The sequence below is a fragment of the Runella sp. R5_40 genome, assembly GCF_057652295.1.
In genome coordinates, this window is record NZ_JBYFCH010000013.1 from 75720 (window position 1) to 91459 (window position 15740).

The window sequence follows — 15740 nt, forward strand, 5'->3', positions numbered from 1 at the left end:
TTTCAAAAACCTTATAGGTTTAGAATTGAAGTTACTGTTTTAATAATTGCTTGCGTTTTTCGCGGCTGCTGTAAATCCATTCATAAACCGTAGGAAGGATAAGCAGCGATAATAAGGTAGCCGTAATAAGCCCACCGATGACGACAATCGCCAATGGTTTTTGAGTTTCGGAGCCAATGCCCGTTGAAATAGCGGCAGGCAATAATCCCAACGAAGCCATCAAGGCGGTCATCACAATGGGACGGAGCATCGCTTTCGAGCCGTCTTTAATCGCCTCAATCAGCGGCATTCCTGCTTTTAGGTTTTTGTGGTAATTGTTGATAAGAATAACCCCGTTTTGGGTCGCAATCCCGAACAGGGCAATAAACCCAACCCCCGCCGAAATACTAAAGTTGACTCCCGTCAGAAGCAGCGCCGCAATCCCGCCAATGAGCGCAAAAGGCACGTTGAGGAGCACCAGAATGGAATCGAGGGCGTTGCCAAAAGAAACAAACAAGATAAAGAAAATCAAAATCAAGCTGATAGGCACCACCAAGGCCAAGCGGTTTTGGGCGCGTTGTTGGTTTTCAAATTCCCCGTTCCACTTCATTTCGTAGCCTTTGGGCAATTTTACAGCGGCGTTCACTTTCGCCTGAGCTTCGGCGATGGTGCTTCCTAAGTCGCGACCCCGTACCGAAAACTTCACGGCGATAAAACGGGCGTTGTCTTCGCGGTAGATAAAGGCAGGCCCAGCGACGTTTTCGATGTTTGCTATTTGTTTTAAAGGTATTTTTCCGCCGTTGAGGGTAGGTACTTGGAGCTGTCCAATTTGCTCAATCGACGAACGGAACGGCTGATCGTAGCGGAGGCGTAAATCAAATTTCTTTTCACCTTCATATACTTGGCTTACGGCTTTTCCGCCAATCGCCATTTCGATGACCGCATTGGCGTCGGCCGCATCAATGCCGTATTGCGCCATTTTATCGGGGTTGAGGGTAATGCGAAGTTCGGGTTGTCCCAAGTTACGGAACACGCCTAAATCTTCTACGCCAGGTACTGTTTTGAGGACATTGAAAACTTGCGTAATCTTTTTGTCTAATATAGTGAGGTCATCGCCCTGTACTTTTACGGCAATCGACCCTTTTACCCCCGAAACTGCCTCGGCGACGTTGTCCGAAATAGGTTGTGAAAATCCGAAATCCACGCCTTTGAAGCCTGCCAATTTTGCTTGCATTTCGGCTACCAATTGGTCTTTGGTGATGTCGCGTTTCCATTCGTTGGCAGGGTACAAGTCCACAAAAAACTCTTGGTTGAAAAAGCCCGTGGGGTCAGTACCGTCGTTGGGGCGACCTGTCTGGCTAATGACACCTCTTACTTCAGGAAACTGCTCAAACACCTGACGGAACTTGCGCGTAAAGTGGTAGCTGTCTTCGAGACTAATACTGAGGGGCATACTCGCCCGAACGTAAATGGAGCCTTCGTTGAGCTGGGGTAAAAACTCGGAACCTACAAAGTGGAAAGCACCGAGTGCCAAACCAAGCGCCGTAATGCCCGCTACCATGGCCCGTTTGGGATGACTCATAACGGCATCAAGTAAAGGAGCATAGGCTTTGTTGAGTCCCGTAATGATGGGGTTATGACGCTCGCGGACGTTTTTGTTGAGCAAAATACTGCTCAATACTGGCACAAACGTAAGGGCTAACAACAACGCGCCCAACAAGGCAAAGCCAATCGTAAATGCCAACGGACTAAAGAGCTTTCCTTCGACTTTTTGGAAAGAAAAAATAGGCAATAAGGCCGTGATAATGATGAGCTTAGACGTAAAAATAGATTTTCCCATTTCTACGGCAGTTTTGAGGATTCGGCTGAGTTTAGCACGTTTGTTAAAGCGCTCCATTTCCTCTTTTTCGGCCCAATGTGCCAGCATCACAAACAGTCCTTCGACCATGACCACTGCCCCGTCGATGATGATACCGAAGTCGATGGCGCCGATAGAAAGTAGATTGGCCGTCATGCCTTTGACCCGCATTAAGATAAAGGCAAACAACAACGCCAACGGAATGATAAGCGCCACGGTGACAGTTGTACGCCAATCGGCCAAGAAAATCAAAAGAATCACCGTTACGAGTGTAATTCCCAACGCCACGTTTTCGCCCACGGTGTGCATGGTGTGGTTGTTGAGCTCGGTACGGTCGTAAAACACCTTGATTTTAACGTCTTGGGGCAACACTGTCGAGTTAAGATAAGCTACTTTTTCTTTGAGTTTGGGCAACACCTCGCCTGGGTTTTCACCTTTCCGCATGAGTACGATGCCCTCCACCACGTCGTCGTGAAAATCGCGACCAACGATGCCTAGCTGCGGTAAATTGGAAGGACGGACGGTACTGATGTTTGAAATCCGAACGGGAACGCCGTTGATGTTTTTGACAATGATTTTTTCGATGTCAGGAACGTCTTTCACGATGCCAATCCCGCGCACTACAAAGGCTTGCTGCCCTTCTCGTACGATGTCACCCCCCACGTTGACGTTGGCGCGTTGGAGAGCACCATACACATCAAGCGCGGTAAGGTTGTATTTGGTAAGCAAATTGGGGTTGACGCTCACTTCAAACGTACGTACGCGTCCTCCAAAACTCACGACGTCGGCTACACCCTGTACGGCTTTGATGTTTTTCTGAATCACCCAATCTTGGATGGTTTTAAGCTCAGTGACCGATTTGGTCGGCGAAGTAAGTGTGTAGCGGTAAATCTCGCCCGTAGGCCCTGCGGGAGGCTGGATTTCGGCGTTTACACCCTCGGGAAGATCCACGTTGGAGAGCTTTTGGCTGGCTTCCATGCGGGCGTTGAAGTTGTCAACTCCGTCTTCAAAGATGATTTTGATAAACGATAACCCAAACAAATTGACGCTACGAATGGCCGTGCGGCGGCTGATGGAGTTCATTTCGGTTTCAATCGGAATCGAAATGAAACGTTCTACTTCTTCGGCACTCCGACCAGGCCATTGGGAGATAATCACCACTTCGGTATTGGTGACGTCGGGGTAGGCTTCGACGGGGGTATTGTAAAAACTTACCGCCCCCGCAATCACGACCAACAAGGTGACAAAAAAGACGATGCCCTTGTTTTTGAGTGAAAAGCCAATGATATTTTTGATGAATTTGTTCATGACTTAGTCGGTTAATTCATTGAATAACAAGAGCGCGCCTTCGGTTATAACTTGGTCGCCGTCGCGGAGATTGGCTTTGATGTAGCTGTATTTGGAAGTGCTTTTAATGACTTCTACGGGGATGGATTGGTAATTTCCCTTGCCTTTGTCGAGAATGACAAAGTAGCGGTCTTCGCTAAAAATGACTGATTTGGGGTTGACGGCCAACAGTTTTTCGGGTTTTTCGATGTGAAGTTTTACCGTACAAAACATGTCAGGTTTGAGCAAGCCCCCAGGGTTGGGAAGCACTACGCGCGCTTGCAATACTTTGCTATCGTTGTCGATGACTTGGCTTATGTTGTCGATGCGGCCTTGGAACACGCGGTCGGGATACGCAAGCGTGCTGATGTTGACTTGTTGCCCTATTTTTACGGCCTGAATGTCAGACTCATAAATATTGATAAGCACCCACACATCCGAAAGGTTAGAAATTGTAAACAGGCTGTTTCCGTTGTCGGGACGAATTTGCATGTTGGGGTTAATGTTCCGCTCTACGATGTAGCCGCTTACGGGGGCGGTGACGGTAAAAATAGGCTGGCTATTGGCCGAAGTTCCGCCGTACATTTTCAACACTTGGCTCGAACGCTCCAATTCAGAAGAGGCGATTTCGAGTTGCTTGCGGGCATTGACCAAATCATTTTCTGACGAAAACTTGGTTTTGTAGAGCTGCTCTACGTTATCGGCGTTGCGTTTGGCAATGTCGTAGTTCGATTTGGCGGTGTTATAATCCTTCACAAATTGGCTTACATCCGCGCTTTGAAGTTTGGCCAATACTTGTCCTTTTTTGACAAAAGCCCCGAGTTCAGCGTTGACATCCAGTACATTACCACTGACCATCGGATAGACGCGGTCCACTTGTTTTTGGTCAAACGAGACTTGACCCGTAAACTGTAGTTCTTGTTCGTAATTACGAAGTTGAACCGTATCGGTGCGAAACGCCGAGCCTGTATCTTTGGTCTTGGGCTCTTCGTTTTTTTGTTCGCTTTGGCACGAGAGAAGAACGATAGCGGGTAGGCAGAGTACCCACACAAGTAACTTGGTTTTCATTGGATGGCAGAATTGAGAGTTAAAACACCTTCGCGTTGGTGACGTAATTAAGTTGTTGTTGGGCTTGGTACAGGCGATTGGCGCTGTCGATGAGCGTCATTTGGGCATCTTTGTAAGCCCTGATTTTATCAATAAAACTCACCAAATCAATCACCCGACGGGTATAATCTTCGGTGGCATTTTTAGAAATATCTTGGATACTTTGGAGGTATTCGGGGGTGATTTTGGCTTGTAATTGCGTCGCTTGGCTGTATTGTTGGTAAGCATTTACGACTTCTTGTTCCACTTGAATTCCCACGGCATTGCGGCTTTGGTTGGCTTGGTCGATGCCCCAGCGTGCCGCCTGAATATTGCCTTGGTTTTTGTTCCGAATGGGTAAATCTATTAAAGCTTGGACGCCCAAATAGTGAGGAAAAGCAGCGCCTACCCGCTGGTAATCAGCTCCCAACGTAAGATTAGGCGTGGCAAGGGCTTTTTGGTACGTAAGATTTTGGCGGTTATAGGTGATTTGTTGGTCGGCAAGTTGTAAATCGGGGCGCTGCGATAATGCTTGACTGACCAATTCGTTCAAAGGTGCGGTTGTTTTGGGGGCGTTTCCTTCATTAACGGGAATAATATACGTTGTACCGTTGATGGATAGCAAAGTACGCAACGTTGCTTCGTCTTGGCTGATTTGGGCTTGCAAATCGGTGAGGTCGCTTTCCCAATTTTTCTGTTCCAATTCAAGACGCGTTACTTCGTAAGGAGCAATCACGCCCAATTTTAATTGCGCCCGAAATGCTTCTAACAATGAGGCTAGCTGTTGGCCTTGTAGTTGGAGCATGGTTAGTTTTTGCTGATTCGTAGCCAAGTTGCCAAACGACTGCGCTAACTGAAACCGAACGTTTCGCATAAGGTCTTGAAAAGCAGATTGTTGGAGCGAAATGTTGGTTTCGGCCAGTTGAACGAGTTTACTTCTGAGTTTGACCAAACTGACGATTTGTTGCACCTGAACATTGACGACACCACCCGTTGGGTTGTACAAATCAGCATTACGACCATAAGGAAGCAGTTTGTTGCTGTACCCGTTGTAGAGGTTGGTTTCTACAAATAAGTTGGGGTTGTACCAAAGTTTGGCTTGTTCTTTGGCAGCTTCGGCTACGTTGACGTTGTATTTTTGAGCCAACAATACAAAGTTTTTTTGGATAAACTGTTGCTCAGCTTGGGGCAAAGAAAGTCGCAACGAGTCGGATTGGGCGTGAACGGGGCGTGCGCTTAAAGTCACCATCGTGATGGCAAAAAGCAATAATACAATACGCATAGCTAGATAAAATGTAAATAGAGTGTTAGTTAGGCTGTTGACTGGACTTCAAGGTTAAAGCCCCGTTTTTATCAACTTCTCGAAAGTTTTATTGCTTTCGAGAAGTTGGTTTTAGGGAAGCTATTTACTGGCAGTGACACGGATGACATCGGTGCTGTCGCTTTTCTTAACTTCTTCGATTTGCTCAATGTGCGCTGCCTTAAAACTCATGAGCATTTTTTTCTGATCGATTGTCAGATTGTTTACCTTGAGGGCTTCGTCGGTTTCAATCCAATGGCCGTCTGCGCGGTAAAACAATGCCATGCCTTGCTGCTCGTTTTCGGTAAAGTAGGCAAAATAGTAGTCTGGGTTTTCTTCCCATTCTACTTGACGGGCCTGAGGAACGTGTTGGGTCAAACTCGCACGAACATCGGCGGGAATCTGGTCTTGACTGATGCGGTGCTTACAAGCTTGGAGCCATAACATTCCGATGGCTGTAGCTAAGATGAGTAATCTCTTCATAGAATGGATGTGTTGATTTAACACTCCAAAAGTGCAACAAGAGAATTAAAGCCATTTTAAAGTCGGATTAAAAGCAAGTTAAACCGTCTTTTTGTTCTTGGCGCGACCTTCTATCCATTGATAAAGTGGTGGAAGCAACAGCGGGGTAAACAACAACGTGCTGGTAAGTCCTCCAATGATAACCGTTGCCAAAGGGCGCTGAACGTCCGAACCGATGCCTGTAGAGGTAGCGGCAGGAATCAATCCCACAATCGCAACAACCAAAATCGAAAGCAGTGGACGAAGCTGACGGACGGCAATTTGGAGCGTTTTTTCGTTGAGCGATTGGCCTTCTACGTCGGGAGCGCGGTTGAAGGCAGAGACCAATACAATGCCTGCCATAACCGAAATTCCAAAAATAGAAACAAAGCCTACCCCCGCCGAAACGTTGAAGTGATAATCGCGGATGAGCAACGCAATGATACCTCCCGCCAGCGCAAACAAAATACAGGTAAATGTCACCGCTGTATGGCGTAGGTTGCCAAAAAGCATAAACAGTACCAAAAACACCAGCACAATCGTAAGCGGAATCGTTAGGAGTAATCCCTTTCCAGCACGGGCAAGGTTTTCGTATTGCCCGCCGTACACCACTTGGTAGCCTTTGGGAATACTCAGTTCTTTGTTGATGCGTTGACTAATTTCTTGCACAAAACTTCCTTGGTCGCGGCCTCGGATGTTGGTACGTACCGTAATCATCCGTTTGCCGTTGATGCGGTAAATGTTGGTTTGGCCGTCGGTAAAGCTTACGTCGGCCAACTGCCGCATCGGAATCAATGCCCCACTTGGCGCAGGAACTTGCAGGTTTTGGATGGCTTCAATCGAATTTCTATTTTCGGGTAAATACCGTACCAAAACATCGTACCGACGGTTAGAATCATAAAGCGTGGTGACTACTTTTCCGCCAATCGCCGCTTCAATCATGGTTTCGATTTGGGTGATATTAATCCCAAAACGAGCAGCTTGCTCGCGATTAATCTGAATGGTCAACTGCGCCTGAGGGCCTTCTTGCTCAATGTTGACCGAAACCGCTCCGCTCGTTTCACGAACGATTTTAGCAATACTGTCGGCTTTGGAACGCATCAGATTGAGGTCGTTGCCCACGATAGATACCGCAAGGTCGGCGGCACTTCCCGTCACAATTTCCATTACTTGGTCAATGATGGGTTGCCCCGAGGAGAAAAAGACGCCAGGGAATTGCCGTTGAAGGTCGGTCTGAATGGTACGAATTAGCTCTTTTTTGGAAATCGAATCCGACCATTCGTGGTAATCATTCAGGGCGACCAAAATTTCCATGCGGTTGGCAGGAAAAGGGTCGGTGCCGTCGTCATTGCGACCTGCTTGCGTAATGACCGATTTAACGGGTTTGTACTTCGCGATGGTTTCGCGAATGGCAGGCATCATCGACGTTGTTTTTTGAATATTCACTCCTGAGGGTAAAAAAGCTCGCATAAAAATGGAACCTTCGTCCAATTCGGGCAAAAATTCGGTGCCTAGTTTTCCTCCAAAAGATACCAGAAGCAATACTACTCCAATGCCCACAACCACCGATGCTTGGTATTTTTTGAGCAAAACAGTTTTTAATAACCATTCATAGCCACGGTCTAAGGCGTCCAGAACGAAGTTATGGTGCTCTTTGATTTTGTTTTGTTGGTACGCTTTTTTGAACACAAAACTCATCAAAACGGGAATGATGGTGAGAGCACCTACCAACGACCCAATCACGGCAAACGAAAGCGTAAGTGCCATCGGAGAAAATAACTTACCTTCCACGCGGGTCATCAACAAAATGGGCATATAAGCCAAAATGATGATACCTACCGAGAAGAAAATTTCTTTGACCACTTCGCGAGCAGCTCCCAACGTAAACGTCGCAATTCCTCGGTTGCGGTCGAGTTCGGTGGCGTTTCGGTAGCGGCTCATCAAGTGCTCCACCATGACACAAGCACCGTCCACAATGATACCAAAGTCAATGGCACCGAGGGAAAGTAGATTGGCAGGAATACCTGCTATTTTCATTAAAATAAAGGCAAATAGCAACGAAAAAGGAATCATCACCGTGACCACCAGTGCCGAACGTAAGCTCCCAAGGAGAATGACAAGGATAATCATGACAATCGAAATTCCTTCAAAAAGCGTGTGTGCCACGGTTTCGAGTGAGTGGTCAATCAGGAAGCTGCGGTCATAAAGTACCCGCAAATGCACGCCCTGGGGGAGTTCGTTGGCTTCCAATTGCTGAATTTGGTCTTTGAGCAGTCCCAGCACTTCACTTGGGTTTTCACTTCGTCGAAGCAAAATAATCCCTTCCGTGGCGCTTGCTACGTTGGTTTTAGCGCTTGGAATGGTGTAGCCCAGCACGCCAGAGGGTTGGGGTGGGGCAATTTCGACCGAGGCGACATCGCGTAAAAAAACAGGAATACCGTTATCGGCTTTCAGAACGATGTTTTGAATGTCTTCTAAGTGCTTGATGGCGCCGAGCCCGCGTACGGCAAAACCTTGCTCACCCCGTTCAACGATATTTCCGCCCGTGTTCTGATTGTTCTGTTCCACGGCTTCCATTACGTCTTGGAGCGTCAGGCTATACTTGCGAAGTTTGTCGGGAGAGGTCAGTACGTGGTATTCTTTTTTAGGGCCGCCAAAGGTTGTAATGTCAGCAATGCCAGGCACTTGCAGTAAATAGGGTACAATGACCCAGTCCTGCAAATCCCGAAGCTGCATGGGGGTGTAGGTAGGAGGTGCTTCTACGACGTAGCGATAAATTTCGCCCACGGCGGTGGTAAGCGGAGCTAGTTCGGGGGTGACTCCTTCGGGCAAATTGACGGACGATAATCGTTCAATAACTTGTTGACGTGCAAAGTAGTCGTCGGTGCCGTCTTGGAAGGTCAACTGAACCACCGATAACCCAAAAATGGTTCTCGACCGACGGTCAATGACGCGTGGCATGTTGTTCAGAACGCGTTCAATTGGAACCGTGACTTGCTGCTCCACTTCTTCGGCAGCGCGGCCATCGTATTTTGAAATGATGATGACGTTGGCATCGGCAATATCGGGATAGGCTTCGATTTTAAGCAGGGTAAAACACCAGAAGCCAATCCCCATCAAAACCGCCGCTACGGCCACGACGGCCCAGCGGTTTCGGAGCGAAAACGTAAGTAAGTTGTTGAGCATGATTAATAACCGAAGCTAAGTCCTTTCAATTGCATGGCACCTTGGGTCACTACTTGGTCGTTGGGCTGAAGCCCCGCAAAAATAACTGCGGCATTTTCGACGGGCTGCCCCGCCATAACTTCGCGGCGGACAAAGGTTCGCTCCTTGGTTTTTACAAAAACGTATTGTTTGCCCTGCACCACGACGAGGGCTTCGCGCGGTACAGTAATAAAATCACCTTCGGCCACGCCAAAATGCACGCTCCCAAACATCCCTGCTTTCAAAATACTGCTGGGGTTGATGACCGCCACCCGCAGCTTTACCAAACGAGTAAGATTGTCCACCACTTCGCCGACCTCTTCAATTCTTCCTTCAAATTTTTTGTCGTTAAAGGCAGGAAACTGAATAAAACAATGCTGGCCTTGGGTTACTTTTTGGAATTGATTCTCAGGAAGTTCGCAAATGACCCAGGTCGCATTTTGCTTGGCATTTACGAGTGATTTGGGATCAAATCCTGCCAATTTTAGGCGTGTTTCGTGTTCCAAAAGAGAGGTTTTTTCGTTTTCAAGGGCCGTTACTTCCTGCGCAACTTCGGTTTCGGCGTTTGTTACTTCAATTTGCGCGTTGGTCAAATCTTGCCCCGTGGCGGCTTGGTTGTCAGCCAAGTCTTTGACGCGGGTCAATTGGAGTTTTTTCTGCTGTAAAATGACCTTCTTTTGCGCAATGATTCCCTTTTGTTTATTGATATTGATGAGGTGCTGAAGCATCTCAGTGTAGTTGTAGGTCAGGTCGGGGTTATCGAATAGGACTAAATTTTGCCCCATCGCATCCGACGAACGAACCACTTCGGCCACTACCCGCCCAGGTGCAACAAGGTCGGTGCGGATGGATTTTTTAGCCACGTTGTAGTACAAAAAGCCATTGATTCCGATTGTATCTGCAAACGAAATAGTAATTACGTCGGCAGAAACAGTCGGTTTGGCTACGGAGGCTGTTTGAAGCGTATTTTCTTCTTTTTTGCAGCTCCAAACCATCAAAACTGCACTTATCCAAATGTACTGTACGAATCGACGCATAAAAAGTAGAGATAGAGAATGTTGATTAAAAATGAGTATCTGAAAAGAGGAAGACGACGTTATTTTTTCTCCATAATGAGCCCCGTCGAATAAAGAAGCTCGACATAACTTCTGCGGTATTCCAAAAGCACATCGTTATAGGTAATTTGCGTATCGTACCACGCTCGTTGTGCCTCCAAAAAATCGACGATGGTAGTTCCTCCGCGCAAGTAGGCATACCGAACGGTATTGAGTACACTTTCCGATTGTTTATTGATGTCAATCCATCGGGCTAAGTTTTGTTTTTGGGTCAAATAGCTTTCGTACGCAATCTGCACCTCGGTGCTAATTTGCGTTTGGGCCGTTATAATTGCTTGCTTCACTTGCTCTTTTCGCACGTTTGCTTTTTGAATTTCGCCTTGGTTGCGCGAAAAAATGGGAAGCGGAAGGGTGCCGTAAAAACCAAAATACGGCGCTTTGTTTTGCGGGTTATAAATCAGCCCAACTTCTGGAATTGGTTTTGCAAGCGCTTTCTGCAAGTTGATATTTGCGTCTGCTACATTTTGTTGTTGTTGCGTAGCTTTGAGGTCGGGGCGAAGGCGATGGGTGGCTTCTACAAGCGCGGGCAAACTTTGCGTGAGGCTTTGCCAATCGTCGTTCTCAATCGCAGCTAACGTAATAGGAGTGTCGCTTCCTACCAAAAAAGCCAGCTGTTTCAGTTCGTTTTGGTAATCTTTTTCGAGGTTTTTTAACCGTACCGAATATTGGTCGTACAAAAGCTGCGTTCGAGTAACCTCCGTTCCAGTAGCAAATTGGTTTTTGAGTCGAAGCCGATTAATAATGAGCAATGAATCAACGTTGGAGATGGCGGCTTTTAAGACGTTGATATGAACCCCTACCGACCAGGCATTGAGCCACTGATTGGCCACGTCATACAGAATGCCTCGTTTAATTTCGCCAAACTGCTCACTCGCTAACGTTACTCCCTGTTTTGCCAACTCAATTCGACTTTGCCGCAAGGCCGACGATTGCACTGGCTTGGTAAGTTGGTACCAAACTTGGCGATTACTCCTTCCTCCAAAGCGAGTATTGTCGGGATAAAACTGAGAGTTGGCAGAAAATAACGTTTGGTTATTCAACACAGGGTTGGGGCGTAAGTAAGCGCTGGTGATGTCGCTTTCGGCGAGTTTGACTCCGTGCGCTTCCACTTTGAGGAAAGGGCTATTGTCGCTGGCAAGGGCTAGAGCGTCTGCGAGTGATATACCTTTCGCAGGAGAGGGTTGGGTGTAGCCCCGCATATTGCAGCTGCACCACAAGAGGAAAATGAATAAAATATTTTTCACAAGCGCTATTAGGTTCAAAAGAGGCTGGCTAGAGGTAATAATACACAACTAAGTTTGATGCGCACAAAGGTCTGTGCCGTGTATTAAAGAAGCTTTAAACAAATATTAAATTGAAGTTAAAAGAGGCAAGGTGTTTTTCTTGTAAATGTTTTAGCCCTTAGTCCAACTTTTCCTTCATTAGAATTGTTACTCAAACACAAGGGTTTATGGACTCTTTGTTGTAATTTTGCAGACTTTTTCGGATGTATTACGAGAATCATTCTCGTCCTTACCTAGATAACAAACACTTATTATGCTTACAATCACGGATTTACAAGCGTCGGTTGACGACAAGGCGATTTTGAAAGGAATCAATTTGGAAATCAAAGCTGGCGAAGTCCATGCGATAATGGGGCCAAACGGCTCTGGTAAAAGTACCTTAGCTTCGGTTTTGGCGGGGCGGGAAGAATATGAAGTAACAGGCGGTAGCGTTGATTTTGACGGAGAAGATTTGCTCGAAATGTCGCCCGAAGAAAGAGCGGCTGCGGGTATTTTCTTGGCCTTCCAATATCCTGTAGAGATTCCAGGGGTAACGACTATCAACTTCCTGAAAACGGCTCTTAACGAAATCCGCAAATCGCGCGGAGAAGAGTCGTTGGATGCCGCGCAGTTTTTGAAATTGATGCGTGAAAAAGCCAAATTGGTAAACATCGACGACTCATTGTTGAAGCGTTCGTTGAACGAAGGTTTTTCGGGTGGTGAGAAAAAACGCAACGAGATTTTCCAAATGGCGATGTTGGAGCCAAAATTAGCGATTTTGGACGAGACCGATTCAGGATTGGATATCGACGCGCTTCGTATCGTGGCCGAAGGGGTAAACAAGTTGCGCTCGCCAGAAAACGCAGTAATCGTAGTGACGCACTATCAGCGTTTGCTCGACTACATCGTGCCCGATTTCGTACACGTATTGTACAAAGGCCGTATCGTAAAATCAGGGCCAAAAGAATTGGCACTTGAGTTGGAAGAAAAAGGATACGACTGGATCAAGGCAGAAGTAGCGGCAACGATGTAGTATCGAAATTGAAAAACTAATTCCTATGACTACTACCATAGAATTGAAGGCAGAAGAGCTTGATTATCAGTTTTTTAAAGGACTGAGAGCCATGTATAAAAATCGTAAAATTCGCTTGACTATTGATAGTGAAATGGATGAGACTGATTATCTGCTTTCAACTCAAGCTAACCGTGCTGCCTTAGAAAAATCATTAGAGGAAGCGAAAAGAGGTGAAAAAATAGCCATAGAGTTAAGTGAATTGAGTAAATGAGGAATATTTCCTTTACACCTACGGCTTTCAGCCAGTTTAATGATTGGAGAAACATAAATAAAAAAATGCAAGACCGAATTATTAAGCTACTGGAAGAAATTCAAAGAAATCCTTTTGAGGGAACTGGAAAACCAGAGCCCTTGAAGTTCAACCTTAAAGGGTGTTGGTCGAGAAGGATAGATGATGAACATCGCTTAGTATATCAAGTTACAAACGATGAAATTATCATCATTAGCTGCAAGTTTCATTATTGAGTTGTAAAAATTCAAACATGGATTTATCAAAAAATATAGATTTAAAAGAACAACTCGTTGCCAATTTTCAAGCGACCGAAGGACGTCTTAATGGCGAAACCAAATCGGCGGTGCATCAGACGCGTCGGGCGGCAATGCAAAATTTTGAGACATTGGGCTTCCCAACTATCAAGCACGAGGAGTGGAAATATAGCAACGTCAGCAATTTAGTAAAGCAGGCGTTTGACTTTAACGTCAAAACGGAGTTCGGGGAAAATGAACTTGCTGCCCTTTCAATCCCTAATTTGGAAGGAAACGTTTTGTACTTTATTAATGGCATTTATAATGCAGAGCTGTCGAACATTGTTTCGCCTGAGAGCCAACTGCAAATTTTGAATTTTGGCCAAGCGGTAAAAGAAAATCCGACTTTGTTGGAAACGTATTTTGCCCAATACGCCAATTACCAAAATGAAGCTTTCACGGCCCTCAATACCGCTTTTGCCCACGACGGCGTTGTCATCAACGTGCCTGCGGGGAAAGTAGTAGAACAGCCAATTATCTTGCGTTTTATTACCGACGCCCGCAGTATCAATGTGGCTTCACAGCCCCGTAATTTGGTGGTGGTTGGTAAAAATGCCGAAGTAAAAATCGCCGAGGCTTTCCGTACAATGGGGGAGAATGGTGCCTTTACAAACACCGTGACCGAAATTGTGGTGGAAGAAAATGCTAACGTTCAATACTACAAAGTACAGAACGATACCGAAAAATCGTACCACGTGGGTACTACCCAAGTATGCCAAAAGCAAAATAGCCACTTCTACGCCGTAACGGTAACCATCAATGGTGGGTTTGTCAGAAACAACCTTAACATTGTATTGGATGGCCAAAATTGTGAGGCGTTTATGTACGGTTTGTACTTCCCGAACGGAAAACAGCACGTTGATAACCATACGTTGGTGGACCATGCTCAGCCAAATTCGTACAGTAATGAGTTGTATAAAGGGATTTTGAAAGATAAATCAACGGGAGTTTTCAACGGGAAGATTTTTGTACGCGATGGAGCTAGTAAAACCAACGCGTACCAGTCGTGCCGTAACGTGGTGCTTTCGGACGAGGCTATCATGAATACCAAGCCACAGTTGGAAATTTTTAACGATGACGTAAAGTGTTCGCACGGAACGACAACGGGGAAACTTAACGACGAAGCGTTGTTTTACATGCGCTCACGCGGGATTCCTAAAGCAGAAGCACAGACGTTGCTGATGTATGCTTTCTGCGAAGATGTCATCAGCCAAATCAAAATTGGAGCTATCAAAGAATACCTCGAAGGACTGATTGCTGAGAAATTGGCGCAGTAGTCAAGGTCTTGATAATAAACTAATTTCCGAAAATCCCTGCCACAAGGCAGGGATTTTTTGTTATGCAACAGGGTTATTTTGGCCCCATTTTTTGCTTTAATAAATGGTCATTCAAGGCCACCAAACGTTAATCCTTCAAGCTATATCCCGTGAAAATCGTTTTTTTAGATGCCCGCACGCTAGGAGATATTCCTAACCTTGTCAAATTGTCTGAGCTAGGCGAAGTTGTTTTTTACCCCGATACCCAACTCGACGAAGTCGCCTCGCGCATAGAGGGGGCCGAAGTCGTGATTACCAACAAAGTCAAAGTAGTTCGTCAATCGATGGAGAACTCGCCGTCGTTGAAGCTCATTTGTGTGGCGGCCACGGGAACGAACAATGTCGATTTGGCCGCTGCCAAGGAGTTGGGAGTACAAGTAAAGAACGTAAAAGGATATTCAACCGACAGCGTAGCCCAAGAAACGATGGCGTTGTTGTTGGCATTGCTCAACTCGACAGCTTACTACGATGCGTACGTAAAATCGGGGGAATATTCGAAAGAACGAATGTTTACGCACCTTGGGCGGCCTTATTGGGAACTGCGAGGGAAACGTTTTGGAATTTTGGGACTGGGCGAAATTGGTCGCCAAGTTGCGCAGATTGCAGCCGCCTTTGGTTGTGAAGTGGTGTATTATTCAGCGTCAGGACAAACGTATGACGTACCTTATGCTTCTCTTTCGTTGGAAGAGTTTTTGGCGACGTGCGACGTGCTTTCGGTACATGCACCGCTCAACGAACATACCGATAATTTACTTACCTACGAGCGTATAGCTCAAATGAAGCCCACGGCTTTGTTGCTCAATACAAGTCGGGGAGGAATCGTAAATGAAGCAGATTTGGTACGTGCCCTCGACGATAATTTGATTGCGGGTGCGGCTATTGATGTGTTTACGCAGGAGCCTATTCCCGCGAGCCATCCTTATTTACAACTTAAAAATCCCGAAAAACTGCTGCTCGCCCCTCACATAGCTTGGTCGAGTATCGAAGCCAGAATTCGATTGATGGATAAGGTTGCAGATAATATTCAGAGGTATTTGGACGAGAAATAAAAAGAAGAGTGGGCGAAACTTTGCAGGTGACTAGGCCAAGGTAAACAGAACTGCCTATGTTTACTATGTGTTTATTCTACTATTTTCTATGTGTTTTAAAATGCATCATACCCCTTAAAAAGAGCGAAAATTCATTTTTAAGGG

The 15740-nt window shown here is 46.2% G+C and carries 12 protein-coding genes; 5 read left to right on the forward strand and 7 right to left on the reverse strand.

The window, feature by feature from the left end:
- Positions 1 to 31: 31 nt before the first annotated feature.
- The 7 genes from AC23N5_RS20375 to AC23N5_RS20405 form a co-directional block, all read right to left on the reverse strand.
- On the reverse strand, positions 32 to 3145 hold the full coding sequence (locus AC23N5_RS20375) for an efflux RND transporter permease subunit (protein ID WP_487757026.1): 3114 nt from the start codon (positions 3143 to 3145) through the stop codon (positions 32 to 34).
- A gap of 3 nt (positions 3146 to 3148) precedes the next feature.
- A complete protein-coding gene (locus AC23N5_RS20380; protein ID WP_487757027.1) occupies positions 3149 to 4231 on the reverse strand; it encodes an efflux RND transporter periplasmic adaptor subunit in 1083 nt (360 codons plus the stop codon).
- Between the two features lie 19 nt (positions 4232 to 4250).
- On the reverse strand, positions 4251 to 5531 hold the full coding sequence (locus AC23N5_RS20385) for a TolC family protein (RefSeq protein ID WP_487757028.1): 1281 nt from the start codon (positions 5529 to 5531) through the stop codon (positions 4251 to 4253).
- 120 nt (positions 5532 to 5651) lie between these two features.
- Entirely contained in the window at positions 5652 to 6032 is a 381-nt protein-coding gene (locus AC23N5_RS20390; RefSeq protein WP_183971290.1) for a hypothetical protein, read from the reverse strand.
- 78 nt (positions 6033 to 6110) lie between these two features.
- On the reverse strand, positions 6111 to 9236 hold the full coding sequence (locus AC23N5_RS20395) for an efflux RND transporter permease subunit (protein WP_487757029.1): 3126 nt from the start codon (positions 9234 to 9236) through the stop codon (positions 6111 to 6113).
- A gap of 2 nt (positions 9237 to 9238) precedes the next feature.
- Positions 9239 to 10291, reverse strand: coding sequence for an efflux RND transporter periplasmic adaptor subunit (locus tag AC23N5_RS20400; RefSeq protein ID WP_487757030.1), 1053 nt, complete (start codon positions 10289 to 10291; stop codon positions 9239 to 9241).
- A 59-nt stretch (positions 10292 to 10350) separates the two neighbouring features.
- On the reverse strand, positions 10351 to 11613 hold the full coding sequence (locus AC23N5_RS20405) for a TolC family protein (protein WP_487757031.1): 1263 nt from the start codon (positions 11611 to 11613) through the stop codon (positions 10351 to 10353).
- A gap of 292 nt (positions 11614 to 11905) precedes the next feature.
- Between AC23N5_RS20405 and sufC the strand changes: the two genes are divergently transcribed.
- From sufC to AC23N5_RS20430, 5 genes are all read left to right on the forward strand, one after another.
- On the forward strand, positions 11906 to 12664 hold the full coding sequence (gene sufC, locus AC23N5_RS20410) for a Fe-S cluster assembly ATPase SufC (RefSeq protein WP_487757032.1): 759 nt from the start codon (positions 11906 to 11908) through the stop codon (positions 12662 to 12664).
- Between the two features lie 25 nt (positions 12665 to 12689).
- Positions 12690 to 12917, forward strand: coding sequence for a hypothetical protein (locus AC23N5_RS20415; RefSeq protein ID WP_183971295.1), 228 nt, complete (start codon positions 12690 to 12692; stop codon positions 12915 to 12917).
- Positions 12914 to 13171 carry a Txe/YoeB family addiction module toxin gene (locus AC23N5_RS20420; RefSeq protein WP_183971296.1) on the forward strand — a complete coding sequence of 86 codons (258 nt, stop codon included), beginning with the start codon at positions 12914 to 12916 and terminating at the stop codon, positions 13169 to 13171. The genes AC23N5_RS20415 and AC23N5_RS20420 overlap by 4 nt, the downstream gene beginning before the upstream one ends.
- Before the next feature lie 17 nt (positions 13172 to 13188).
- Positions 13189 to 14508: a Fe-S cluster assembly protein SufD gene (gene sufD, locus AC23N5_RS20425; RefSeq protein ID WP_183971297.1), complete on the forward strand. Its 1320-nt coding sequence runs from the start codon at positions 13189 to 13191 to the stop codon at positions 14506 to 14508.
- Between the two features lie 149 nt (positions 14509 to 14657).
- Positions 14658 to 15596: a D-2-hydroxyacid dehydrogenase gene (locus AC23N5_RS20430; RefSeq protein WP_487757033.1), complete on the forward strand. Its 939-nt coding sequence runs from the start codon at positions 14658 to 14660 to the stop codon at positions 15594 to 15596.
- Positions 15597 to 15740 lie beyond the last annotated feature (144 nt).